Source organism: Pseudomonas sp. K2I15 (assembly GCF_002204795.1).
Taxonomy (GTDB): domain Bacteria; phylum Pseudomonadota; class Gammaproteobacteria; order Pseudomonadales; family Pseudomonadaceae; genus Aquipseudomonas.
This window is the reverse complement of sequence record NZ_NIXO01000068.1, coordinates 1-25,705: the sequence shown is the minus strand read 5'-3', so window position 1 is coordinate 25,705 and position 25,705 is coordinate 1. Positions and strand designations below refer to the sequence as shown.

Annotated in this window: 20 protein-coding genes and 1 pseudogene; 17 read left to right on the top strand and 4 right to left on the bottom strand. The window is 61.2% G+C overall.

Annotated features, from left to right (window positions below; genetic code table 11):
- Positions 1-240 precede the first annotated feature (240 nt).
- The 9 genes from CEC48_RS27220 to CEC48_RS27180 all read left to right on the top strand — a co-directional run bounded on the left by CEC48_RS27220 (position 241) and on the right by CEC48_RS27180 (position 10,977).
- Positions 241-1,233, top strand: coding sequence for a transporter (locus CEC48_RS27220; RefSeq protein WP_088426540.1), 993 nt, complete (start codon positions 241-243; stop codon positions 1,231-1,233).
- A 15-nt stretch (positions 1,234-1,248) separates the two neighbouring features.
- Positions 1,249-2,430, top strand: a complete 1,182-nt coding sequence (locus tag CEC48_RS27215) for an MFS transporter (RefSeq protein WP_088426539.1) — start codon at positions 1,249-1,251, stop codon at positions 2,428-2,430.
- A gap of 35 nt (positions 2,431-2,465) precedes the next feature.
- The gene (locus CEC48_RS27210; RefSeq protein WP_088426538.1) at positions 2,466-3,911 is read left to right on the top strand and encodes a carotenoid oxygenase family protein; all 1,446 of its coding nucleotides are present in this window, start codon (positions 2,466-2,468) and stop codon (positions 3,909-3,911) included.
- A 231-nt stretch (positions 3,912-4,142) separates the two neighbouring features.
- Entirely contained in the window at positions 4,143-4,994 is an 852-nt protein-coding gene (locus CEC48_RS27205; RefSeq protein WP_088426537.1) for a fumarylacetoacetate hydrolase family protein, read from the top strand.
- 3 nt (positions 4,995-4,997) lie between these two features.
- Positions 4,998-5,819, top strand: a complete 822-nt coding sequence (locus CEC48_RS27200; RefSeq protein ID WP_088426536.1) for an IclR family transcriptional regulator — start codon at positions 4,998-5,000, stop codon at positions 5,817-5,819.
- A 21-nt stretch (positions 5,820-5,840) separates the two neighbouring features.
- Positions 5,841-7,487, top strand: a complete 1,647-nt coding sequence (locus tag CEC48_RS27195) for a bifunctional 3-(3-hydroxy-phenyl)propionate/3-hydroxycinnamic acid hydroxylase (protein ID WP_088426535.1) — start codon at positions 5,841-5,843, stop codon at positions 7,485-7,487.
- A gap of 22 nt (positions 7,488-7,509) precedes the next feature.
- Positions 7,510-8,358 carry a VOC family protein gene (locus tag CEC48_RS27190; protein ID WP_088426534.1) on the top strand — a complete coding sequence of 283 codons (849 nt, stop codon included), beginning with the start codon at positions 7,510-7,512 and terminating at the stop codon, positions 8,356-8,358.
- 72 nt (positions 8,359-8,430) lie between these two features.
- Positions 8,431-9,909 carry an aldehyde dehydrogenase family protein gene (locus tag CEC48_RS27185; protein ID WP_088426533.1) on the top strand — a complete coding sequence of 493 codons (1,479 nt, stop codon included), beginning with the start codon at positions 8,431-8,433 and terminating at the stop codon, positions 9,907-9,909.
- A 69-nt stretch (positions 9,910-9,978) separates the two neighbouring features.
- On the top strand, positions 9,979-10,977 hold the full coding sequence (locus CEC48_RS27180) for a helix-turn-helix domain-containing protein (RefSeq protein WP_088426532.1): 999 nt from the start codon (positions 9,979-9,981) through the stop codon (positions 10,975-10,977).
- 94 nt (positions 10,978-11,071) lie between these two features.
- On the opposite strand, the gene CEC48_RS27175 is transcribed toward CEC48_RS27180, so the two are convergent.
- From CEC48_RS27175 to CEC48_RS27160, 4 genes are all read right to left on the bottom strand, one after another.
- Positions 11,072-11,773 (bottom strand): VacJ family lipoprotein, encoded by a 702-nt coding sequence (locus tag CEC48_RS27175; RefSeq protein WP_176438792.1) that lies wholly within the window; start codon positions 11,771-11,773, stop codon positions 11,072-11,074.
- A gap of 86 nt (positions 11,774-11,859) precedes the next feature.
- Positions 11,860-13,254: an efflux transporter outer membrane subunit gene (locus CEC48_RS27170; RefSeq protein ID WP_088426530.1), complete on the bottom strand. Its 1,395-nt coding sequence runs from the start codon at positions 13,252-13,254 to the stop codon at positions 11,860-11,862.
- Entirely contained in the window at positions 13,251-16,385 is a 3,135-nt protein-coding gene (locus CEC48_RS27165; protein ID WP_088426529.1) for an efflux RND transporter permease subunit, read from the bottom strand. Before CEC48_RS27165 ends, CEC48_RS27170 begins: the two co-directional genes overlap by 4 nt.
- Before the next feature lie 2 nt (positions 16,386-16,387).
- A complete protein-coding gene (locus CEC48_RS27160; RefSeq protein WP_088426528.1) occupies positions 16,388-17,572 on the bottom strand; it encodes an efflux RND transporter periplasmic adaptor subunit in 1,185 nt (394 codons plus the stop codon).
- A 144-nt stretch (positions 17,573-17,716) separates the two neighbouring features.
- Between CEC48_RS27160 and baeS the strand changes: the two genes are divergently transcribed.
- The 8 genes and pseudogenes from baeS to CEC48_RS27125 all read left to right on the top strand — a co-directional run bounded on the left by baeS (position 17,717) and on the right by CEC48_RS27125 (position 25,631).
- The gene (gene baeS / locus CEC48_RS27155; RefSeq protein WP_088426527.1) at positions 17,717-19,102 is read left to right on the top strand and encodes a sensor histidine kinase efflux regulator BaeS; all 1,386 of its coding nucleotides are present in this window, start codon (positions 17,717-17,719) and stop codon (positions 19,100-19,102) included.
- Positions 19,103-19,105: 3 nt separating this feature from the next.
- Positions 19,106-19,789, top strand: a complete 684-nt coding sequence (locus CEC48_RS27150; RefSeq protein ID WP_088426526.1) for a response regulator — start codon at positions 19,106-19,108, stop codon at positions 19,787-19,789.
- A 227-nt stretch (positions 19,790-20,016) separates the two neighbouring features.
- Entirely contained in the window at positions 20,017-20,991 is a 975-nt protein-coding gene (locus CEC48_RS27145) for an ABC transporter substrate-binding protein (protein WP_088426525.1), read from the top strand.
- Positions 20,992-21,004: 13 nt separating this feature from the next.
- Positions 21,005-22,348 carry an LLM class flavin-dependent oxidoreductase gene (locus CEC48_RS27140; RefSeq protein WP_088426524.1) on the top strand — a complete coding sequence of 448 codons (1,344 nt, stop codon included), beginning with the start codon at positions 21,005-21,007 and terminating at the stop codon, positions 22,346-22,348.
- A 13-nt stretch (positions 22,349-22,361) separates the two neighbouring features.
- Positions 22,362-23,366 carry an ABC transporter substrate-binding protein gene (locus CEC48_RS27135; protein ID WP_088426523.1) on the top strand — a complete coding sequence of 335 codons (1,005 nt, stop codon included), beginning with the start codon at positions 22,362-22,364 and terminating at the stop codon, positions 23,364-23,366.
- Positions 23,363-23,479 (top strand): annotated as a pseudogene (locus CEC48_RS31980) (outer membrane lipoprotein carrier protein LolA); the annotation flags it as partial. The gene CEC48_RS27135 and the pseudogene CEC48_RS31980, both read left to right, overlap by 4 nt.
- A 17-nt stretch (positions 23,480-23,496) precedes the next feature.
- Complete coding sequence (locus CEC48_RS27130) at positions 23,497-24,675, top strand: acyl-CoA dehydrogenase family protein (protein WP_088426522.1); 1,179 nt, start codon at positions 23,497-23,499, stop codon at positions 24,673-24,675.
- Positions 24,672-25,631: a D-isomer specific 2-hydroxyacid dehydrogenase family protein gene (locus CEC48_RS27125; protein ID WP_088426521.1), complete on the top strand. Its 960-nt coding sequence runs from the start codon at positions 24,672-24,674 to the stop codon at positions 25,629-25,631. Before CEC48_RS27130 ends, CEC48_RS27125 begins: the two co-directional genes overlap by 4 nt.
- Positions 25,632-25,705 lie beyond the last annotated feature (74 nt).

Sequence of the window (25,705 nt, the reverse complement as noted above, 5' to 3'; positions counted from 1 at the left end):
CCCCCTCTCCAGGCGAAGGCCGCCCCCACCCCCGGCGCCAAAATCTCCAGCATCGAGCTGCGCCAGCCACTTATACCGGCATTGCGCTGTGTTGGTTCGCTAGAGATCATGCCTCCTTCAACATGACGCTCTCAGTCAACTCTGACCGATGTGTTCAAGCAGCAGCAAAGCTCAAGAATTAAAGTTGAAGCGCCAGGGGAAGCAACCCCAGCTCACAACTCCAATAATAGAGCGACGTCAATGAGACTGACATCATCCTTGCCAGCGTGCCTGGCTCTCAGCTGCGTATCACTTGCCGCCTATGCTGCAGAAGGCCCTCCTCCGCCCTCCGTCAGTCAGCCCAGCGGTATCAACCTTGGCGGTACCAGCTTCTACGACGGGTTCGCGGGGCCACCCGGACTGACGCATCAGACCTATCTGAAGTTCAGTACGTCCAGCAGCATTCGTGACAATGGCGGCAAGGACAACCGCAACTTCGATAACCCGAAAATCAATGTCATTACCCTGATCAACCAATTCAGCTATTACTCACCCAACACCATCGGCGGCGGCGCGCACCTGGGCTGGAGCCTCTTGGTCCCCGTGGTCTCCCTGGACGGCGACTTTGGCGACAACGGCGCCAAACTCAAGGACAACGGGGTCGGTCTGGGTGACGTCACCGTCGGCCCGCAGATCCAGTTCGACCCGATCGTCAACGCCGAGGGCCGGCCGGTGTTTGTGCAGCGCGTGGCCTTCGATACGATCCTGCCCACCGGCAAGTACGACAAACACAAGGATTTGAACCCCGGCTCCAATTACTTCTCCTTCAACCCCTACTGGGCCGCAACCTGGATGCCGGCGCCACGCTGGGAAATGAGCTGGCGCTTGAATTACCTGTACAACTTCAAGAACGACGACCCGGCCAGCAGTTCGGCACAGGTCTTTGAAGGACGACCGGTACGCGACACCCAATCCGGGCAGTCCGCCTGGGCCAACTTTACGGCCTCGTACGAGGTGTTCCCGAAGGTCTCGGTGGGGATCAACGGCTATTACTTCAGGCAGATTTCCGATGACCAGGTCAACGGCGATCGCCTGAGCAATTCTCGGGAGAAAGTACTGGGCATTGGCCCCGGCCTGTTCTGGAAAATGACCGAGGACAAGGCGTTCTGGCTCAATACCTATAAAGAAACCGGCGTGGAAAACCGCAGCAAAACCGATTACGCCGTGCAGGTTCGCTACGTTCACAAGTTCTGACTGAGGTGATGTTTGATGAATGCGCTCAACTCCATCGACAGCAAGAAATCACTGGGCGCTATTTGCCTGATGATGGTCATTTCCCTGGGAACGCTGCAGATCCAGCCGATTCTGGGTGGCGCGTTGATTGATCAACTGGGGGTGCCGCTCAATGCCATCGGCGTGATTTTCGCCGCCGAGCTGATCGCGATGGCCATCGCCTGCGGCGTATGTGCCCTGCTTATGGCACGTGTCGATCGGCGCCGCTTTGCACTGGTTGCCTTGTTGATACTGGCCGCCGGCAACCTGGTCAGCACCCAGCTTCACAGCCAGGCGTGGCTGGTGGCTTTCAGGATTATCTGCGGCGCCAGCGGTGGCGCGGTCATGGCGGTGGTGTATGCGACCGCTGCACTGCGCAGGTCGAAAGATGCGACGTTTGCCGTGATCAATATCGGCAACCTGCTCTGGGGCATGCTGCTGGTGATGTCCATGCCCCTGCTCTTACAGGCGTTTGGGGTGCAAGCTGCGTTTTTCCTGCTGGCTATCACCAGCCTGCTCGCCGCACTGGGTTGCTGGAGAATACCCCGGCACTACTCAGACGCCCACCGCATTGCCCACGGTGCAGCCCGGCCGTTCGGGCTGACCGCTATGCTGCTGATTGCACTTTTTGCACTGTTGTTCTTCGGGCATTCCGCCCTGTGGGTGTATCAGGAGCGAATCGGCAAGAGTCTGGGCCTGGAGCCCCAGCAGATCGGTGCCATCCTCGGTGGCAGTATCCTGGCCGGCGCCCTGGGTGCAGGTCTCTCCGGGCTGATCGGGCGGCGCTTGGGCTTGCTGTTCCCGCAGCTGTTGAGCTTCGGTACCGCGTTACTGGCGACGCTGATCATGGTCTACGGCGACAGTACCGTTGCGTTCGCCACCACGGCTTGCCTGATTCATATGGTGTGGTTTTTCAGCTTGCCGTATCTGCTTTCCATGGCCGCAGAACTGGACCCCTCCGGTCGATTGGCAGGCCTGGGCAACGCCGCGATTTTCGTCGGTCAAGGGCTTGGCCCATTTGGCGCCGCGCTGGTGGTCGGCGACGGGCACTTCCGCGCGGTGGGCTGGCTCGCCGCTTGCGCTTATGTACTGGCCTTGATCATCTCGTGCCTGGTGGTGGCCCGCTTCCGTCGAGGCGTGAAACCTTGTGGGCAGGTGCTCTCGACGCAATCCGCGTGAATGTCGTTAACGAAACCGATCAATGAGGTGAAGCGATGAATACTCCATTCCCCAACACCCCCGAATTTTCCGGAACGCTGTATACACCCAGCCGCGTAGAGGGCGAGGTGTACGACCTTGAGGTCGAAGGCACGATCCCCGAAGCGATCCGTGGCACCTTTTATCAGGTGTCACCGGACCCGCAATACCCGCCCATGCTGGGCACCGATATTTTCTTCAACGGCGACGCCCTGGTCAGCGGTTTTTACTTTGCCGATGGCAAGGTCTCATTGCGCCGCCGCTATGTGCTGACCGACCGACTGGCCGCTCAACGCCGTGAAGGACGTTCGCTCAATGGTGTGTACCGCAACGCCTACACCAACGACCCGCTTGCGGCAAAAAACAACACCACCGCCAACACCTCCGTGATCCCGCACAACAACGTCCTGCTGGCACTCAAGGAGGATGCCATGCCTTGGGCGCTGGACCCACAAACGCTGGAGACCCTCGGCGAGTGGAATTTCGACGGGCAGATCCACTCAGCGACGTTCACTGCCCACCCCAAGCTCGACCCGGTCACCGGAAACCTGCTGGCCTTCAGTTACGAGGCCAAAGGTGACGGCACACCCGACATGGCCTATTTCGAAATTTCGCCGCAGGGAAAACTGCTGCATGAGATCTGGTTCCAGGCGCCCTACGCCGCGATGGTCCACGACTTCGCGGTCACCGAGCATTATCTGGTGTTCCCGCTGATACCCCTGACGGTGGACGTCGAACGCATGAAAAAGGGCGGCCAGCATTTCCAGTGGCAGCCCGAACTGCCCCAGCTTTTTGCGGTAATACCCCGCCACGGGCACGCGCGGGACGTGCGCTGGTTCAAGGGGCCCAAGGACGGCTTCCAGGGCCACACGCTGAATGCGTTCGACGAAGACGGCAAAGTCTATCTGGACATGCCAGGCACCGGCGGCAACATCTTCTACTTCTTCCCCCAGGCGGACGGTTTCGTACCGCCGCCGGAAACCTTGGCGGCAAGCCTGATGCGCTGGGTGTTTGACCTGAACAGCGCACAGGATGAACTGCAACCCCAGCCACTGACGGACTACCCCTGCGAGTTTCCACGCTGTGATGATCGCTACATCGGCCGTAAATATGAACACGGGTTCCTGCTCGCCTTCGATCCGCAGCGGCCTTATGACTCGGCGAACGGGCCGATGCCGTTTCAGTTCTTTAACCTGCTGGTTCACCTCAACCTGACAACCGGCGTCACCGATGCCTGGTTTCCCGGAGACAGCGCCTGCTTCCAGGAACCCATTTTCATTCCACGCTCCGCCGAGGCGGCGGAAGGCGATGGCTACGTCGTCTGCCTACTCAATCTGATTGCCGAAGGCCGCACCGAGCTGGTGGTGCTGGACTCCACTGACATGGCGGCCGGCCCCATCGCCCGCATCAAAGTTCCGTTTCGCATGCGTATGTCGCTGCACGGCTGCTGGGCGCCGCGCTAACTCAGCAACGCACCTCACCTCCTCCAATCGAAACGCCCGTAGCCATCCAGACGCTGGAAGGGCACGGGCTATTTGGCGTTTCAGGCATCGATCCGATCACCGAACAGAAAAAACACGATTATTCCGTATTGCAGGATTTATGTATAAATCCCACTTTACAGGATTAAATCGCAAGACTAGATTAAGGCCATTGCAACCCATCTCCCACTCCGCTTTCTGCGAGGACACTTCATGAAATTCGCGAGTTTTATCGTTCAAGGCCGTACGAGCTACGGTGTGGTTGAAGGTGATCAGGTGATTGACCTGGAGTCGGTCAAATCCACCTTTGGCACTGACCTCAAGCAGGCCATCGCCGCCAACCGCCTGGGCGAACTGACTCAGGCCATCCTGGCACCATTGCCACGCGTAGCGTTGGCGGACGTGACGTTCCTGCCGGTAATCGCGAACCCCGGCAAAGTGCTGTGCATCGGCATCAACTACGCCACCCATGTGCGTGAAACCGGCCGTCAAATGCCGACCTACCCGATGATCTTCACGCGTTTCGCCGACAGCCAGGTGGCGCACCTGCAACCCATCATTCGTCCGAAGGCTTCGCACAAACTGGATTTCGAAGGCGAGCTCGCCGTGGTTATTGGCAAACCTGCACGGCACGTCAACGCCGTGGATGCGCTGGACTATGTGGCCGGTTATGCCTGCTACAACGATGGCAGCGTGCGCGACTGGCAGAAACACACCATCCAGTTCGTGCCGGGCAAGAACTTTCCGAACACCGGTGGCTTCGGTCCCTGGCTGGTGACCCAGGATGAGCTCGGCGACCCGCAGGACCTGGAATTGACCACCCGCCTGAACGGCGAAGTGATGCAACACACCCGCACCAGCGACATGATTTTCGATGTGCGCCAGCTGATCGAGTACTGCTCCACGTTCACCGAACTGGCGCCCGGCGATGTGATTGTCAGCGGTACCACCGGTGGCGTCGGCGCCTTCCGCGAGCCGCCGGTATGGATGAAGCCAGGCGATACCGTCGAAGTCGAAATATCCGGCATCGGCATTCTGCGCAATAGCATCGCCGACGAGCAGTAAGCCATGAATCCATTGTCTGAATCAGAACACCTGCCCGAGCAGGACGCCGATAGCAAAGGCTCGAGCCTGGAGCGCATGCTGCGGGTGCTGGATTTGTTCACCGAAGCCAGCCCAATCTGGGCAGTCGACGAAATGGGCGCAGAGCTGGGTTATACCCGCTCAACCATCTACCGCTACGTTCGCGAACTGGCCGAGGCAAACCTGTTGTTTCAGGTCGAGGCCGGGCGCTACGCCTTGGGTGCACGGATTATCACCTGGGACCGCCAACTGCGCCTGAGCGACCCTCTGGTACGCGCAGCGCAGGCGCTGGAACACGACCTGCCACGCTGGAGCGAGCAGCAGGTATGGCTGATCTGCCGGCTGTTCAAGGACCAGGTGGTGTGTATCCACCAGCATGGCGAGTTGTTCAGTGAGGTCAGCTATTCCCGTGGCTCACCCAGGCCGCTGTTCCTCGGTGCGACATCGAAAGCGATCCTCGCCAACATGACCTCGCGCCAGCACAGCCAACTGTTCCTGGACAACCCCGATGAAGTGCGCGCCAGCCACCTGGGCCACACCTGGGAACAGTTCCGCCGCTCACTGCAGCAACTGCGCCGCCAGGGGTATGTCGCCAGCGCGGCTGAAATTGATCCAGGCGTCTACGGGCTGGCGGCGCCGGTCTTCGACAGCGACGGCAAGGTGGTGGGGAGTATCAGTTGCGTTCGTCCGATTCAGACGCGCGACATCGCCCAGGAAGCGCAACAAGGGGCACAGATGCTGGCCCTCGCGCAGGCGCTGTCGCAATGCATGGCGGCGCTCACCCATAGCCCCCGGCAGCCGGAATGAAACCTTTGGAAGGGAATAATAATGACAACCCTCAACAGCCTCAGCACTCAAGTGCTGATCATCGGTGCCGGCCCCACCGGACTGACCCTGGCCAACCTGCTCGGCCAGGCCAATGTCGACACCCTGATCATAGACCGCAAACCCGGCACCGTGACCGAGCCACGCGCCGTTTCGATCGACGACGAATCCTTGCGCACCATGCAGGCCATCGGGCTGGATGACGCCGTATTGCGCGACGTGGTGCCCGGCTACGGTGTGCATTACTTCACCCGCCCCGGCGGCCGTTGCTTTGGCAAGGTCGAGCCCACCGGCAAGTTGTATGGTTTTCCCAAACGGAATGCCTTTCGCCAGCCGTTGTTCGAAAGCACGCTGAAGACCGGCCTTGAGCGCTTTGCGAGCCTGACCGCACGCTTCAGTCACGAACTGCTGGAGTTTACTCAAGATCAGCATGGCGTACGTGCACTGGTCATGGATGCCGATGGCCAACTGCTCGACGTCAAGGCCAGTTACCTGATCGCCTGCGATGGCGGGCGCAGCCCGGTGCGCAAGCAACTGGGAATCGAGATGGTCGGGTCGAGCTTTTCCTCACGCTGGCTGGTGGTGGATACCGACCAGGACGACGACCCGTTCTGGCAGACCCGCGTCTACTGCGATGCTCGGCGCCCCGTTGTGGAAGTACCCGGCCCGCACCGCACACGGCGCTTCGAATTCCTGCTCAAGCCTGGGGAAACCGATGCGCAGGCGCTCACCCCCGAGTACCTGCAGGCACTCCTTCGCCCGTTCAAGGGTGACGCCCCGGTGTCCATCGTGCGCAAGACGGTCTACACCTTTCATGCCCGCGTTGCCGAGCGTTGGCAAGTGGGCCGCGTATTTCTCGCCGGCGATGCCGCGCACTTGACCCCACCCTACGCCGGGCAGGGGATGAACAGCGGCGTTCGTGATGCCCACAATCTTGGCTGGAAGCTGATCGGCGTACTCAAAGGGCAAATGGCCGCGAGCGCCCTGCTGTCCTACGAAAGCGAGCGGCGTGACCATGCCTGGGCCTTGATCAAGCTGGCGCTGAACCTTGGCGTGGTGATGGCCCCGGCCACCGTGCTGCGGGGGCGCCTGATCAGCGCGGCCTTCGCGTTGATAGGCCTGGTGCCGCCGCTGCGCGACTATTTCCTGCAAATGCGCTTCAAGCCCAAACCGCGGTATACCAAAGGTCTGGTGCTGCCCGAAGGCAAGGCGGGAACGCTGGCCTGTGGGCAGATGTTTCCTCAGCCGCTGCTGACCGACGCCCAAGGCCACGCCCACCTGCTGGACGCGACCCTCGGTGGCGGCTTTGCCCTTATTCAATATGGCGACCCTGCCCACCAGCGTCTTGATGAACTTCACCACGGCATTTGGGACCACCTGGAGGCCAAGCGCATTCTGATCCTGCCCGCGCACTGGCAGGCACTGCCATCGTTCCCAGGCTGCACCGTGCTGCAAGACCGCGAAGATGCACTCAAGGGCCTGCTCGGCGACAGCAACACGTTTCTGCTGCTGCGCCCGGATCGCTATGTCGCCGCCATCTTCGACATGGCCACCCAAAACCAGGCCGCAGACTCATTGCAGTCGCTGTTCGGTATCACCCTGACGAACAACTGCGCGGATCAGCCACGCATGGCGCCCGTCTACCCCTGAACCTTAAGCCCCAGAGGTGTTTATGCAAACCTTGCAGACTTCCACACCCGCACGCCTGTGCTATCTGCACCTGGCAAGCAAAGATCCACAGCAGCAAGTCGAGTTCTATCGATGCCTGCTGGACATGGACGGCCTGGCGCAAGCTGACGGCAGTTGGCTGCTCCAGGGGCCCCAGCGAGCCATGCTGGTTTCGCCCGCCGACCATAGCGGCCTGCTCGCCGCTGCGTACGACGTGGGCAGCCAGGCGCGCTTGAGCGAACTGCACACGCGCCTGGTCGGCAAAGGGTGCAACGTCCAGCCGCTCGACTCGCCGTTGCTGGAAGCGGGCGCCTTTCAAATCCGTGATCCCCAGGGACGGCAAACCGTCTTTGGCGTAGCCCGCAACGCGTCCATGGCCACCCCAAAGGGCATGCCGGGACGCCTGCAGCATGTGGTGTTTCAGACCACCGAGCTGGAAGCGATGATCGACTTCTACGTCAACACAGTGGGGTTCACCGTCTCGGACAATGTGGTGGACGAACAGAGCGGCCAGCTCACCACCTGCTTCCTGCGTTCGGACGATGAGCACCATTCGCTGACGTTTTTCCGCGGTTCGAAAAACGAATGGGACCACCACTGCTACGAAACCAACGAATGGAACGACATTCGTGACTGGGGCGACCGTTTCGCCAAGGAACGGATTACGTTGTTTTTCGGCCCGGGCCGACATGGTCCGGGCAACAACCTGTTCTTCATGGTGGTCGATGCCGATCGCAACCGCCTGGAGTTCTCGGCCGAGCTGCAAATCACCGAGGCCACTCGCCCGCCTGGCACCTGGCCGCAAGAGGAATACACCCTCAACTCCTGGGGACGCGCCTGGATCCGAAGCTGAATACGTTCAACCACAGGGCCTGCCCTCTCCTCCCCCTAAATTGACGCGGCTACCTGCCTCTAAGGTAAGACTATGACAACTCCAATCATCGCGGCCTACGCCATCAACGGCGACCAATACATCAACGGCACCTGGCGTACAGGTCGTTCTGCACGACGCCTGGACGACCGCAACCCTTTCAACGGTGAATCCTTGCTGCAAATGCCCTTGGCTTCGGTGGCCGATCTGGACGACGCCTACCAGGCCGCCCTGCGCGCGCAAACCGATTGGGCAGCACTGCACCCGACCCAGCGCAGTGCACAGTTGGAAAAACTCGCCCACGTCATCCAGAACCGTCGCGAAGAGATCATCGACTGGCTGATCCGTGAGTCCGGCAGTACCCGTATCAAAGCGGGCATGGAATGGCAGTTCACCCTCAACCTGGTGCGCGAGTGCGCAACGCTGCCGATGCAGGTTGAGGGCCGGATCCTGACCAGCTACAAGCCTGGCGAACAGAGCTTCGTGTTTCGCGAGCCACTGGGGGTGGTCGGTGTGATCAGCCCGTGGAACTTCCCGTTGTACCTGAGCATGCGCTCGGTGGTGCCGGCACTGGCGCTGGGCAACACCGTGGTACTCAAGCCGGCCAGTGACACGGCGGTCACCGGTGGCCTGCTGATTGCCCACCTGTTCGAAGAAGCCGGGTTCCCCGCAGGTTCGCTGAACGTGGTGGTCGGTGCAGGTTCGGAGATTGGCGATGCGTTCGTCGAGCACCCGATACCGAGCCTGATCTCCTTCACCGGCTCCACCGATGTGGGACGCAATGTCGGACGCATCGCCACCGGCGGCAAACACATCAAGCGGGTGGCGCTGGAGCTGGGCGGTAACGCGCCGCTGGTGGTACTTGATGATGCGGACATCGAGATAGCCGCGCATGCCGCAGTGGTTGGGCGCTTCCTGCATCAGGGCCAGATCTGCATGAGCGTCAATCGGGTCATTGTGGATCGTTCACTGTATGCCGACTTCGCGGCGCTGGTGGTCGAGCGCGTGCGCAATCTCAAGACCGGCGATCCGGCCAAGGCCGACACGGTGATCGGGCCGGTGGTCAACCAGAGTCAGCTCGATGGCCTGCTGGGGAAGATCGACGCCGCCGAGCGTGCCGGTCTCAAGCAATTGTGTGGAGGCCAGGCACGCGGGCTGGTGCTGCCCCCCCATGTCTTCGGCGAAGTGGGCGCCGACCAGGCCCTGGCCCGCGATGAAACCTTCGGGCCGTTGCTGCCGCTGATGGTGGCAGAAAATCAGGCCCACGCCCTTGAGTTGGCCAACGCAAGCGAATACGGTCTGTCCAGTGCGGTGTTTACGCGTGACATGGCGCGCGGCCTGAGCTTTGCCCGGGGCATCGTGGCGGGCATGACCCATATCAACGACATCACCGTCGATGATCAGCCCAACGCGCCGTTCGGAGGTGAGAAGAACTCCGGCCTTGGGCGCTTCAACGGTCACTATGCCCTGGATGAGTTTACCCGGGCCCATTGGGTCACCTGGCAAGCCGGGGGCCATCACTACCCGTTCTGATCGTCTGAAAAGATCGGGCAGGGTCCAACCCTGCCCCTTCAGCCAAAACAAAAAACAAGAGGCGAAACAATGAATAATCTAGCCTGCGTGTCCACCGATCAGGTTGTTCGCTCCGATCGGTTGATGAAGTGGAAAGAGTTCATGAGCGATCATCTGGGCCGCACGCCGGAGTATATAAAGCGCCTGGAATCCACCAGCATCGATCCACTGCAGGACGCAAACTTCCAGGGCAGACTGGAATACGGTGACCTGGGCCAGCTGCGCTTCTGCCGAATGACTGCCAGTGCCCATCGGTATTCACGCCACCTGAGCAAGGCACTTGACGCACCCGACAGCCCCCGCATGTTGATACTTCAACTGGCCGGTGTGAGTCACTTCGAGCAAGGCCAGCAACACAGCACCGTCGCGCCGGACGAAATGCTGCTGGTCGACTGCGGCAAACCCTTCAGCGTCACGAGCACCCAGGGCTGCGAGCACTTTCTGCTGTTGTTCCAGGGCGCCGCCGGACAACTGACACACCCCGGCGACATGCACCTGAATGGCCGCAACGGGCTGGGCCGCATGCTGATGCACCTGATCAGCGACGCCTACCAGCACTATCCGTTGCTCAACAGCCACTCGGCCGCATTGATCGGCGACAATATCGCCGGGCTGCTGGACAATGCGCTGAAGAACAAACAAGACGAAAAGCAACTCGAACATGACTTCCGCTTCTTCAAGCAGAACCGCCTGAAGGCCTATATCGAGCGCCACCTGGCAGACCGTGACCTGAACATCGAACGCATCGCCAACGTCGAGCAGTGCTCGGTGCGCAGTTTGCACCGCGCGTTTCAAGAAGAGTTGGGGTGCAGTGTCAGCGAATACATCTGGCAGCGTCGTCTGTCCCGTTGCGCCGAAGACCTGCGCAATCGCGAACAAGCTCATCGTTCCCTGACCGAGATCGCCTATGCCTGGGGCTACGGCAGCAGTTCGCATTTCAGCCGGCACTTCAAATCGACATTTGGCATGTCGCCCCGGCTGTTTCGTGAAACCGCCAGTGACACCCGGGTGAAATCCACTGCCGCCTGACGCCAGCCGCCGTCCATCAGTGCCTGGGCTTCGATGGGCGGCGCATTTGGATCGTGTCAGCGAGGACCGTGATCGCAAGGTCGAAAGGCCCTGATCAAAAGTCGTCCTTAACGTTTCCATCCTTAATGCTGAACGCTCGGTGTTGCAGATAAACACTTCGGATAAAGTTGTATTTATCGCCCGTGATGAGCTTTTCAGATTTTATATATTGAGCCCGCCCATCGATCATGCTCACGCCATACAGGCTATTACGCGTAGGGACGTCGCCGACGTAACGAACCGGATTGGCGTAGGCATCGGGAAGGATGGCCGGCGCATCGCGCAATGTGCTTGGCCCCAACAGTGGCAGTACAAGATATGGCCCACTATTTACCCCCCAGTAACCGAGGGTTTGACCGAAATCTTCGTCACTGCGCTGCAGCCCCATCGGCGTCGCAACGTCGATCAACCCCACCAGGCCAATCGTGCTGTTGAGCAAAAAGCGACTCGTATCCACACCGGCACTATGAAACTTTGCTTGCAGTAAGTTGTTGGACAGGTTTTTGACCTCCCCCAGATTGTTGAAAAAATTATGAATGCCGTCTTGAGCAACCCGGGGGGTGACAAATTGATAGGCTTGGGCAAGCGGTTTCAGCGCATACGTATCCAACGTGTCATTGAATGAAAAGATAGGTCGGTTAATACCTTCCCATGGGTCTGTGTCGGAATCCGCACGGGAAGGCGGTGAAATCGTGATGAAACAGGCGCAGGTCAGCACCTGAACGCAACGGCTTAAACTGGAACGAGAGGCATACATGGTTATTCCCCATTGAAAGAAGTCATCCGGTTTGATGCGCGCAAGCCGTTCCTTCGCTGCGGTGATGTGTGCACGTGGCAGGGCCATTAATTCCAACCGCCCCCCAGCACTTTGTACAAGGTGATGCGGTTACTCTGCTCGGTCAGGCGCAGGGTGATCAGGTCCTGCTGGGCGCTGTAGAGCGAGCGTTGCGCATCCAGGGCTTCCAGGTAGCTTTGCGAACCGCCTCGGTACAAAGCATCCGAAAGTTCGAAGCTTTTGCGGGTTGCATCGGTCAGCGCCTGTTGCGCGGCGATACGCCGGTCCAGGGTGCTGCGCACGGCCAGCGCATCGGCCACTTCGCGGAATGCGGTCTGCAGGGTTTGCTGATAGGTCTGCACCTGGATCTCGCGTTCGACCTTGGCCGAATCCAGGGTCGCGCGGTTACTCCCGCCGTCAAAAATCGGCACGCTGATGCTCGGGGCAAAGGTCCAGGCACCACTGCCAGACTTGAACAGGCCAGCCAACGCCGCGCTGGAAGAGCCGGCGTTGGCTGTCAGGCTGATGCTGGGGTAAAACGCCGCACGGGCCGCGCCGATGTCGATATTGGCGGACTTGAGTGTGTGTTCCGCCGATAGCACGTCCGGGCGTTGTTGCAACAGACTGGAAGGCAGGCCCGCCGGTATCTCCACCAGCACCGCCGACGACTCCAGATGTGTGCCCGGCAAGAGTGCCTCGGGAAGGTCACTGCCGACCAACAGGCGCAAGGCATTGCGGTCCTGAAGAATCTCGCTCTCGTAGGACGCCACATCGCCCCTCGCCGACTCGACCGTGGTCTGGGCTTGCGCCACGGACAGCGCGGAGGAGCCGCCCAGGGCATAACTGCGCTGGGTCAGGTCGTAGGTGGCCAGTTGGCTGGTCAGGGTCTCCTGGGCCAACAGCAACCGTTCGTTGTCGGCGGCCAAGGTCAGCCAGGCAGTGGCAACTTCGGCCACCAGGCTGATTTGCGTGCTGCGCCGGGTTTCCGTCAGCGCGAGATAGTCTTCCAGCGCCTCATCCCGAAGGTTGCGTACACGGCCAAACACGTCCAGTTCATAACTGCTCAGCCCCAATTGCGCGCTGTAATCGTGAGTGGTCGCCGCCGTGCCGGTGCTGGACAGCGACGCCGGTGTACGGCTATGGGTGCCGCTGACGCTCGCGTCAATGGAGGGAAACAGGTCCGCGCGCTTGATGCGGTACTGCGCCTGGGCCTTTTCAACATTCAGGCTGGCCAGGCGCATGTCACGGTTATTGGCCAGCGCCAACGCCTGCAACTGCGCCAGGCGGCTGTCGGTAAAGAACTGCTGCCATTTGATATCAGCGCTCGCCTGCCCTTTGGGCAGGCTGGCCGCCGGCAGCCATTGCCCCGAGACTGGGGCTTCAGGACGCTCATACTGCGGAGCCAGATTAACGCAGCCGCCCAGGACCATGGCGGCCAGCAAAGGCCAGTGTGACTTGATCATGCATCACCTGTCGGGGCAGATTGGTTAGCGCTGCGCACGCGGCCAAAACGGCGACGGATCAGCACAAAAAACAGCGGTACAAAGAAGATCCCCAGCACTGTGGCGCTGAACATCCCGCCCAACACCCCCGTACCAATGGCCTGGCGCCCGGCGGAGCCTGCACCGGTGCTCAGGGCCAGCGGCAACACGCCGAACATGAACGCCAGGGACGTCATCAGGATCGGCCGCAGGCGTTGGCGCACCGCGATCAACGTCGCGTCGATCACGCTGTTGCCCTGCTCTTGCAGGTGCTTGGCGAATTCAACGATCAGAATCGCGTTCTTCGCCGCCAGGCCCACGGTGGTCAACAGCCCGACCTGGAAATACACGTCGTTGCTCAGCCCGGCGACACGGGTCGCCAGCACCGCACCAATCACCCCGAGGGGCACCACCAGAATCACCGAAAACGGTACCGACCAACTCTCGTAGAGTGCGGCCAGGCACAGGAACACAAACAATACGGAGATTGCGTAGAGCAGCGGTGCCTGGGACCCGGACAGTCGCAGTTGATAGGACTGCCCCGTCCACTCGTAGCCGATGCCCTGGGGCAACTGCCGGACAATGGCTTCCACCGCGTTCATCGCGTCCCCGGAGCTCACCCCTGGCGCAGGGTCGCCAACGATTTCCAGGGAGGCGCTGCCGTTGTAGCGTTCCAGCAACGGCGAGCCGTAACTCCAGGAGCTGCTGGCAAAGGACGAGAACGGCACCATCTCACTGTTACTGTTGCGCACAAACCAATGATCAAGGTCCGCAGCCTGCATGCGCGAGGATGCCTGGCCCTGCACATAGACTTTTTTCACCCGGCCCTGGTTGAGAAAGTCGTTCACGTAAGTACCGCCCAACGCCGTCGACAAGGTGGTGTTGATATCGCTGGTACTCAGGCTCAGCGCTCCGGCTTTGCGGTCGTCAATGCTGACCTTGAGCTGCGGCGCATCGTCCAGGCCGTTGCTGCGAACCCCCAGCAAGCGTGGATCTTTTCTGGCCAGCTCCAGAAACTGCTCGCGGGCCGCCACCAACGCATCATGGCCCAGCCCACCCAGGTCCTTGAGTTGCAGGTCGAACCCCGAACTCTGGCCCAGGCCACGTACAGTCGGGGGCTGCATGACAAACGCGTCGGCGTCACCGATGCTCGACAGTGCCATGGTCGCGCGCTGGGCAATGGAGGCCGCATCCTGGCCGGTGCCACCGCGTTCGGCCCAGTCCTTGAGGCGGATAAACGCCCGCGCAGTGTTCTGACTGTTACCGCCCATGCCCAGCCCGCTGATACTGATCATCGCTTCGACTTCAGGCTGTTTCAGGATGTAGTCCTCGAACTGCTTGATCACCGCCTGTGTGCGGCTGTCCGTCGCGCCTACCGGCAACTGGATCTGCGCCAGCAGGATCCCTTGGTCTTCATCCGGCAGGAACGAAGTGGCCAGGCTCATGTAGCCCACCGCCATGACCACCAGCACCACGCCGTACAGCAGCAGGCTGCGCGCCCAACGCCGCAACACCACACCCACCCAGCGCTCGTAACCGGCACTGGCACGTTCAAAACTGCGGTTGAACCATCCGAAGAACCCGTGCTGAACACCCTCCCCATGGCCGTTGTGCGTTTTGAGCAACGAAGCGCAGAGCGCAGGTGTCAGGGTCATCGCCACCAACACCGACAGGACCATGGCCGAGACAATGGTCACCGAAAACTGCCGATAGATAATCCCGGTGGAACCACCGAAAAACGCCATAGGGATAAATACCGCACTCAATACCAGGGTGATGCCGACCAGTGCGCTACTGATTTCACTCATCGATTGGCGCGTGGCAGCCACGGGCGACAGCCCCTCACCCATCAACCGCTCGACGTTTTCCACCACCACAATGGCGTCGTCCACCAGCAACCCGATCGCCAAGACCATGGCAAACATGGTCAGGGTGTTGATTGAGTAGCCGAACAGCGCCAGCACCCCGAACGTACCCAACAGCACCACCGGTACGGTAATCGCCGGGATCAGCGTCGCGCGCAGGTTCTGCAGGAACAGGAACATGATCAACACCACGAGCACGATGGCCTCGCCCAAGGCCTTGACCACTTCCTCAATGGACAGGCTGACAAACGGCGTAGTGTCGTAGGCAATCACGTTTTTAAGCTGCATTTCTGTCGGGTAGAACGGTTCCATCTCCTTGAGCTTGGCCTTGACCGCCTCGCCGACGCTCAGCGCATTGGCGCCTGCCGCCAGTTGCACGCCCATGGCCGCGGCAGGCTTGCCGTTAAGGGCCGAAGTGATGTCGTAGCTTTCACTGCCCAACTCCAGGGTCGCGACGTCGCCCAGCAGCACCACTGCCCCATCACTGCTGGACTTGACCACCACATTGCGAAATTCTTCGACGGTCTGCAGTTTGCTGCGGGCGCTGATCGTGGCGTTCAACTGCTGCCCCTTGGTTGCCGGCAAGGAACCGAGCTGCCCCGCAGAGACTTCGGTGTTCTGCGCTTCCAGGGCACTGCTGATATCCGAAGGCATCAACGCGTACTTTTCCAACAGGGCGGGGTCCAGCCAGATACGCATGGCGTAGCCCGAACCCAGTGTCTGCACATCGCCAACGCCGTCTATTCGGCTGATGGAGTCCAGCAAGGTGGTGGAGATGTAGTCACCGATCTGGGTGCCGGTGACACTGGGATCGTCCGATGCCAGGGCGACAATCATCAAGAAGTCTGAGCCGCCCTTGGTCACGGTCAGGCCTTCGCTTTGTACGGTTTGCGGCAGTCTCGACTCGGCTTGTTGCAGCTTGTTCTGTACCTGCATCTGGGCGACATCCGGGTCGGTCCCGGCGGTAAACGTCAAACTGATGCTGGCACTGCCCGCCGAACTGCTGGTGGCCGACATATAGGTCAGGTTATCCAGGCCTTTCATCTGCTGCTCGATGACCTGGGTCACCGAGTCTTCCACGGTCTTGGCCGAGGCCCCGGTGTAGGTGGCAGAAATCTTGACCGTGGGCGGTGCGATGTCCGGGTATTGCTCAAGCGGCAACTGGCTGATGGACAGCCCGCCACCGAGCATGATCACGATGGCGATGACCCAGGCGAAAATCGGTCGATCAATAAAAAAGTGCGCCACGCTTAACCCTCCTTCGCAGGAGTGGACGGCGTAGCGGCCTGAGTACTGGCGTCCTGCGCGTGTACTGCAGCGCCAGCACGAACTTTTTGCCCGCCTTCGACGATCAACTGATCACCCGCCTTCAGGCCCGCCGTGACCCACCACTGATTGCCCACCGCGCGATCGATGGTCAGCTCCCGTTGTTCAACCTTGCCGTCGACCACCAGCAACGCCGTGGTCACGCCACTGGCGCTGCGGTTTACGGCTTTTTGCGGAATCAGAATGGCCTGGTCATCGCGCGCCTGTTCCAGCACCGCGCGCACATACATGCCCGGCAGCAGCAGGTGGTCCGGGTTCGGGAACTGCGCACGCAGCGTGACGGTGCCCATACCCTCGCTGACACTGACGCCGCTGACCTTGAGCCGACCCTGCTGGTTATAGGTAGTGCCGTCGTCCAGTTTCAGGCTGATCCGCGCCTGACCCTCGCCGTTGGATTGCAAGGCGCCGCTGGCCAGGTCACGCTTGAGCCGCAGCAGTTCGGTGGTCGACTGGGTGACGTCCACATAGATCGGGTCGAGCTGCTGCACCGTGGTCAGTGCAGTGTCCTGATTGGCCACCACCAGCGCCCCTGGGGTTACGGTAGAGGTTTCAATACGCCCGCTGACCGGCGAGGTAATACGCGTATAAGCCAGGTTGATCCGTGCGGTTTCGACGTCGGCCTCGGCGACTTGCACGTCGGCGGCAGCCGTCAGTAAGGTCGCCTGCGCGTCTTCGTTATCTTGCTGGCTGATGGCATTGATTTTCACCAGTCCGGCGTCGCGCCTGGCAGTGGTCTGCGCCGATTTAAGCGTGGCGCGGGACTTGGCCAGGCTCGCCTTGGACTGCGCCAGGGCCGCGGTATAGGACGCCGCATCCAATTGGTACAGCGCTTGCCCGACCTTGACATCCGCACCCTCGACAAACAGCCGCCGCTGCACAATGCCACCGACTTGCGGACGAATCTGCGCCACCATGAAGGCCTGGGTGCGCCCCGCAAGCTCGGTGGTCAGCACTTGGCTTTGGGGTTTTACGCTGATCACCGAGACATTGGGGGTGACCGCTTCAGGTGCTTTCTCGCCGCCGGAGCAGCCGCCCAGCATGACCAGAATGATCAAGGATAAGAGAACCGCGGCGGTTACCAGGAATTTGGCGATTATTTTCGTCGACATAGCTGCCTCTGCAAGACGGGATGACTTGAGTCAGCGCCATCCTGCGAGGCAAATGTGCAGGAAAATTGAAGATTGCCCGGCTGGGTTGAATCTTTTCTCCTCCAGGGCCTAAATGACCCAATCCATTCTTAACGGCCCCTCTCCATGAAGTTGAGTATCTCCACAAAGCTGTTTATTGCGGTACTGGCCGGTGTGCTGCTGGTCATCCTGAGCATGGGCTTGGCGACCAGCTGGAGTTTTGGGCGGGGCTTTCTCGGGTATCTCAATGAGCAGGCGCTGGACCGAATGGCGCCCGTGCTGCCGCGCCTGGCCAGTGCCTACGTGCGTGAGGGCAATTGGGAGTTCCTGCGCAACCAGCCCGATCGCTGGTTCGAGATTATGCGGCCCGAACTCGGCGAAGATCCGGCGAAGAACGACTTGCGCACACCCATGACCTCGGATCTGACGGGCGCCCTGTTTCGCATCGCGTTACTGGATAAACACAAGAAACGCGTGAACGGCTACCCGGATATCGGCACCGACGCCCTGTTACGTCCGATCGTAGTGGCCGATGAAACTGTTGGCTGGCTGGCCGTGACCCCGTTCCAGAGCGTGACCGAAGCCGGCGGCGAACGGTTCCAGCAATACCAGTTACGCACCAGCCTGGTCATGGGCGCCTTTTCGCTGCTGCTGGCGATGCTGATTGCCTGGTGGATCGCCCGCACACTGCTGGAGCCGGTCAAACGGGTGGCCGCAGCGACCCACCGCCTGGCCAGCGGCGACTACAGCAGCCGAGTGGCGGTGGCCTCCAATGATGAAGTGGGCCAACTGGCACGTGACTTCAACCAGCTCGCCTACACCCTGGAGCGCAATGAACAGATGCGTCGCGAATTCATGGCTGATGTGTCCCACGAACTGCGCACCCCGCTGTCGGTGTTGCGCGGCGAGCTGGAGGCCATCGAAGATGGCGTCCGCACCCTGAACCAAGGCTCGATGAAATCTTTGCAAGGTGAGGTCAGCATGCTCAGCAAACTGGTGGATGACCTCTATGAGCTGTCCCTGGCGGATGTTGGCGCGCTGACCTACCGCAAGCACTCGTGTGTACTGGACCAACTGCTGCAAACCAGCGTGTCGATGTTCCAGGAGCGCTTGAACGCACGCCACTTGCGCGTCGAGCTGGACCTGCCGTCCGAGCCCCTTGAACTGTTGGCCGATGCCAATCGCTTGCAGCAATTGTTTTCCAACCTTTTGGAAAACGCCGTGCGCTATACCGATCCGAAGGGGGTCGTGCGCATCCGCGCCTTCACCGATCGCACCGATGTGTGCATCGACTTCCTGGACTCCGGCCCCGGGGTTTCGGACGAGCAGCTACCGCGCCTGTTCGAGCGTTTCTATCGCGGCGAGTCGTCTCGCAACCGTGCCAGTGGCGGTGCCGGCCTGGGGCTGGCGATATGTCAGAGCATCGCCCTCGCCCACGGCGGCAGTCTCAGCGCCGCTCACTCTCCCCTCGGAGGCCTTTGGCTGAGCCTGCGCCTGCCACGGAATATCTGAACCATGACTGACGAAAGCCCGATCCTGATTGTTGAAGACGAACCGAAGCTGGCCACATTGATGCAGGATTATCTGGTTGCTGCAGGCTACCCGACCCTGTGCCTGGACAACGGCTTGCAGGTGGTGCCGACAGTGCGCGCCCAGGCACCGCGCCTGATTTTGCTCGACCTGATGCTGCCCGGGCGCGACGGTATGCAAGTTTGCCAGGACCTGCGTGGTTTCAGTTCTGTGCCGATCATCATGATTACGGCACGCGTCGAAGAAGTGGACCGCCTGCTGGGCCTGGACCTGGGCGCCGACGACTACATCTGCAAGCCTTTCAGCCCGCGCGAGGTGGTAGCCCGGGTCAAGGCCATCCTGCGCCGCGGGCCCCAACTGCTGGCCAACGCCCCGCCTCGGCTGCTGATCGACGAAACGCAATACCGCGCGTCCCTCGACGGTGTCGAACTGGACCTCACGCCCCTCGAACTGCGCTTGCTCAGCACCTTTGCGCGCTCCGCCGGCCGGGTATTTTCCCGTGATCAACTGCTCGACAAGATCTACTCCGACCACCGCGTAGTCACCGACCGCACGGTGGACAGCCATATCCGCAATCTACGGCGCAAGCTGGAACAGGCGTGCCCTGGGGAAACGCCCATTGAGTCATTGTATGGAGTGGGTTATCGGTTTCAGCTCACCGAACCTTGAAGCGCCGGCGGGCACATGGACGCAGTATTCGCCTTGGCGAGAAGCACCCCGCCGAATGCAATTAAGGAATAATCAACCAACAGATAATCAATTATTTTAATAATTAACTTATAACCAAAAAGACTTTCACAGCCTCTTTTTATAGGCATAACGTTAGCTCCTCACCGACCCCTTCTCCAGGCGGAGGTACACGAAAAACCTCAAGACCCGCCTGGAGCCACCCCCTCATGGTATTTGCCACGTCCCTCAAGCGCCTGCTGCTGAGCAGCGCTTTCGCCCTGAGCCTGATCACCACCGCCCAGGCCGCTGACTTGCAGCCGCTACGGGTGGCCAATCAGAAATCCACCATCAAGGCGCTGCTGGAAGTCGCCGGCGAAACCAAGGATGTGCCCTATACCATCCAATGGTCCGAGTTCCCCGCCGCCGCGCCGTTGGGCGAAGCCCTCAACGCCGGCGCCGTGGATATCGGTGCCCTGGGCGACGCGCCCTACGTGTTCGCCCTCGGTGCCGGTGCACCGCTGAAAGTGGTCAGCATCATCCACGCCGAAGGCCGCAACACCACCGCGATCATCGTGCCCAAGGATTCACCGATCAACAGCGTTGCCGACCTCAAGGGCAAGCGCATCGTCACCACCCGCGGCTCCATCGGGCACTTCCTGGCGATCAAGGCGCTGCGCAGCGCCGGCCTTTCCACCCACGACGTGCAGTTCATCTTCCTGCTGCCCAGCGAGTCACGGCTGGTGCTGGATAACGGTACCGCCGATGCCTGGTCGACCTGGGACCCGTACACCACCGTGGTCACCAGCCAAAGCCAGGCAAAGGTCCTCGCCAGCGGCAATAACCTGCTGAGCAATCACCTGTACCTCGCGGCCACCAGCAAGGCAATCGCCGACAAGCGCGTGCAACTGGACGACTTTGTCGCCCGGGTCGACCGCGCCTACCGCTGGAGCAACGACCACCCCAAAGCGTACGCCGCCGCAATGGCCAAGATCACCGGCTTGCCGCTGGAGGTGCATATCGCGGTGGCCAACGACACCCATATGCAGCCGGTCGCGATTGACGACTCGGTGATCAGCGGCCTGCAAACCACCGCCGACATCTACCAGGAAGAAGGCCTGCTGACCAAACACATCGACGTCTCCCAAGGCTTCGACCAAAGCTTCAACGCCAAGCGTGCCCCCCTTACCCAAGCTTCCCGCTAACAGGAGATCGATCATGAGCAAACGCCAACTGAAACTCGGTGCCATGGTGCACGGCGTCGGTCACGGCTGGGGCGAATGGCGCCATCCGCAGGCGCAACCCAATGCCAGCGTCAACTTCGGGTTCTACAAGCATCAAACCCAACTGGCCGAGGGCGCGAAATTCGATTTCGTGTTCATCGCCGACAGCCTGCATATCCATGAAAAATCCAGCCCGCATTACCTCAACCGTTTTGAGCCACTGACCATTCTTTCAGCCCTGGCCGCCTTGACCTCGAATATCGGCCTGGTGGCGACGGTGACCGTCAGCTACACCGAACCGTTCCAGGTGGCGCGCCAGTTCGCCTCCCTGGACCACATCAGCGGCGGCCGCGCCGGCTGGAACGTCGTCACCTCGTGGCTCAGCGGCACCGCCGACAACTTCGGCAAGGCCGAGCACCCGCCCCATGCCGTGCGCTATCGCATCGCCAAGGAGCACGTGAACGTGGTCAAGGGCCTGTGGGATTCGTGGGAAGACGATGCCTTCGCCTATAACAAACAAAGCGGCGAGTTCTTTACCCCCGGCAAGCTGCATGCGCTGGAGCACAAGGGCGAGTTTTTCTCGGTCAAGGGCCCGCTGAATATCGCCCGCTCTCGCCAGGGCCAGCCGGTGATTTTCCAGGCGGGCACCTCCGAGGACGGGCGCAATTTTGCTGCCGAAAACAGCGACGCGATTTTTGTCCACGCCGAGACCTTCGACGAGGCAAAAGCCTACGCCCAGGACTTGAAAAGACGTGCCCGCAGCTTTGGGCGCGACGCTGATCAATTGTCGATCCTGCCGGGCATCCGGCCGATTGTTGGCCGCGATGAGGCCGAGGTGGAAAGCCGCTATCAGCAAGCGGTGGAACTGGTGACCGTAGAGGATGCAATCGTCGCCCTGGGCCGCCCGTTCAATGACCATGATTTCAGCAAATACCCGTTGGACGAACCCTTCCCGGAACTCGGTGAGCTGGGCTCCAACAGCCAGAAAGGCGGCTCCGACCGTATCAAGCAACTGGCCCGCGACGAAGGCCTGACCCTGCGGGAAGTGGCCCTGCGTTTCTCCCGGCCCAAGCGCGATTTCGTCGGCACCCCGGAGCAAGTCGCCGACGCGATCCAGACCTGGTTCGAAGCCGGTGCCGCCGATGGATTCATCATCAATTCATTGCTGCCGGACGGCTTGCAGTACTTCACCGAGCTGGTGGTGCCGGTGCTGCAACAACGCGGCCTGTTCCGCAGTGAATACAGCGGCGTCACCCTGCGGGAAAACCTTGGCCTGGACGCGCCGGCCAACCGCTACAGCGCCGTATTTGAACCGCAACCAACGCAGATCGCTATCTGACCAGGACCCGACCATGACGAACACGATCAAACAGGGACAGTTCAATCGTCGCGGCTTCCTGGGCGCCAGTTCGATTGCCCTTGGCGCATTGGGCCTCGCCTCACTGGTGCCACGCGCTTTCGCAGGGCCTGCGAAGCTGTCGGACCTGACACTCGCCGTCGCCACCTACCGTGGCCAGGACTCCTACTTCACCGACGACGCCGGTACCTCCAACACGCCCTACAAGGTTGACTACGCCGAGTTTGCCGGCGGCAACCTGATCGTCGAAGCGCTGGCCTCGGGCAGCCTCGACATTGGCGGCATGAGCGAGATCCCGCCGATTTTCTCGATCCAGAGCCACCGCGAGCCGAAGCTGATTGCCGTGCTACAAGGCGACGTGAATAACCAGGTAATCCTGGTGCCCAAGGACTCGAAACTTGAATCCATCGCCCAGTTGAAAGGCAAGCGGGTGGGCTATGTGCGCTCCACCACCTCTCACTATTTTTTGATCAAGGCCTTGAAGGAACAGGGGCTGACATTCAACGACATCACCCCGGTGGCGCTCACGCCGCAGGACGGTTTCAGCGCGTTCCAGAGCGGCCAGCTCGACGCCTGGGTGATCTACGGGGTGTTTATCCAGCTGGCGAAATTCCGCAGCGGCGCGCGGGTACTGAAAACCGCCCTCGGTTACCTCTCCGGCAACTACCTGATCGGCGCCCGCCCCGCCGCGCTGGAAGACCCGCTGCGTAAACAGGCGATCCAGGATTACCTGCAGCGCCAGGCGCGCACCCTGGAATGGATGAACAACAACCCCGAGCCCTGGGCCGAGAAATCGGCGAAGTTGCTGGGGGTGGATAAAGCAGTGTTCCTCGACGTGTACAACAACCGCAGCCAGCCCTACAGCGTGATCGAGGTGAACGACCAGGCCATCGCTTCACAGCAGGAAGTGGCGGATTTGTTCTTCAACGCCGGGGTGTTGAGCGAGCGGCTGGATGTGAGCCCGTTATGGGATCGGCAGTTCAAGTTGCTGCCGATATGAACCGTCCCCCTGTAGGAGCGAGCTTGCTCGCGAAGGTCGTTAACGATGACGCTGGGTACCTGGCACCCAGCGGCGCTCTCAGGTTTTCCGCGAGCAAGCTCGCTCCTACCGTTAATTGAGTGATTACACCATGAGCCTTTCTTCTCAACCGTCACTGCGCTCCGTGGAAGTGGCCAATTTCGAAGCCTTGCTGGAGCGCCTCGGCGCCCAACTCGCCGGCACCGCCCATATTTATGATGAAAGCGGCGCGTTCCCCCACGACAACTTCAAGCTGCTGCACCAACACGGCCTGGTCGCCCTGACCGTGCCCAAGGCCCTCGGCGGTGGCGGCGCCAACCTGGCCCAGGCGCGCAAAGCCATCAGCGCGATCGCCAAGGGCGAGCCCTCCACGGCCTTGATCCTGGTGATGCAATACCTGCAACACACTCGCCTGCAAGACAGCAAAACCTGGCCGCCCGCCCTGCGCGCGCAAGTGGCCGAAGACGCCGTGCGCAATGGCGCATTGATCAACGCGCTGCGCGTGGAGCCCGACCTCGGCACCCCGGCCCGTGGCGGCCTGCCCGCAACCATCGCCCGGCGTACCTCGGCGGGGTGGCGCATCAGCGGGCGCAAGATCTATTCCACCGGCAGCCACGGCCTGACGTGGTTCAGCGTGTGGGCGCGCAGCAGCGACGAAGACCCGCTGGTAGGCGCCTGGCTGGTGCCCAAGGACAGCCCCGGCATCAGCATCATCGACACCTGGGACCACCTGGGCATGCGTGCCACCTGCAGCCATGAAGTGGTATTCGATAACGTGCTGGTGCCGCTGGACCACGCCGTCAGCGTCAGCCCGTGGAGCGCGCCGCAGGCGGAACTCGACGGTGACGGGTTCCTGTGGATGTCGGTGCTGCTCTCATCGGTGTACGACGCGGTGGCCCAGGCTGCGCGCGACTGGCTGGTGGCCTGGCTGGAACAGCGCAAGCCGTCCAACCTCGGTGCGGCGCTGTCGACCTTGCCGCGCTTTCAGGAAACCGTCGGCCATATCGACACCCTGCTGTTTGCCAACCGCAGCCTGCTGGATGCCGCCGCCGACGGGCACACGCCGGCGGCCAACGCGGCGCAAATCAAATACCTGGTCACCGGCAACGCGATCCGCGCGGTCGAGTTGGCCATCGAGGCCTCCGGCAATCCCGGCTTGTCCCGCCACAGCCCTTTGCAACGGCATTACCGCGACGTGCTGTGCAGCCGCGTGCATACCCCGCAGAACGACGCGGTGCTGCAAGGCGTCGGCAAAGCCGTCTTCGCTCAACGTCAGAAGGAACACACATGAGCCAGGTGATTATCGCCAGCCAGCTGGACGAAGATTTCAACGCAGTGATCCGCCAACGCCTGGCCCTCACGCACCCCGGTGCCGAGGTGATCGGCGTACCCGCAGGCGTACCCAGCGACTTGCCGGCCCAGGCCAATATCCTGCTGGCGCGGCCGATCAATGTGCGCGGCTACACCGCGCCAGACACGCCGCCCCCGGGCTGGCCGTATGGCGTGCAGTGGATTCAGGTGGTGTCGTCGGGCATCGACTTCTATCCCAAGTGGCTGTTCAACGGGCCGCCGGTGAGCACCTCACGGGGCAGCGCCGCCGAGAACCTCGCCGAGTTCGCCCTGGCGGCGATCTTCGCAGCGGCCAAGCACCTGCCGGCTATCTGGGTGCAGGACTCGCAATGGCAATTCACCGCGTTGCGCCCGCTCAAGGGCACCACGCTGGGGATTCTCGGGTTTGGTGCGATTGGCCGCAGCCTGGCGCAAAAGGCGCATGGGTTGGGGATCAAGGTTGTGGCGCTGCGACAAAGTCAGGCACCGTTTGACGTGGACGGCGTGGAAGCGGCGCGGGATATTCATGACCTGTTTGCTCGCGCTGATCACCTGGTGCTGGCTGCGCCGTTGACGGAGGCGACGCGGCATATTGTGGATCGTAAGGTGTTGGGCAGCGCCAAGCCCGGGCTGCACCTGATCAACATTGCCCGGGGCGGGTTGGTGGATCATGAAGCGCTGCTGGAGGCGCTGGACAGCGGGCATATCGGGCTGGCGTCGCTGGATGTGACCGAGCCTGAGCCATTGCCGGACGGGCATGCGCTGTATGGGCATCCCCGGGTCAGGGTGTCGCCACATACGTCGGCGATTTCGACCAATAGCCGGCATGATATTGCGGACAGTTTTCTGGGCAATCTGGAAAGGTATCTGGCTGATCTGCCGCTGGAAAACCTCGCCGATACCCAGCGCGGTTACTAAACCCAACAGAGATCAAAATGTGGGAGCGGGCTTGCTCGCGAATGCGGTGTTTCAGTCACTATCAATGTTGACTG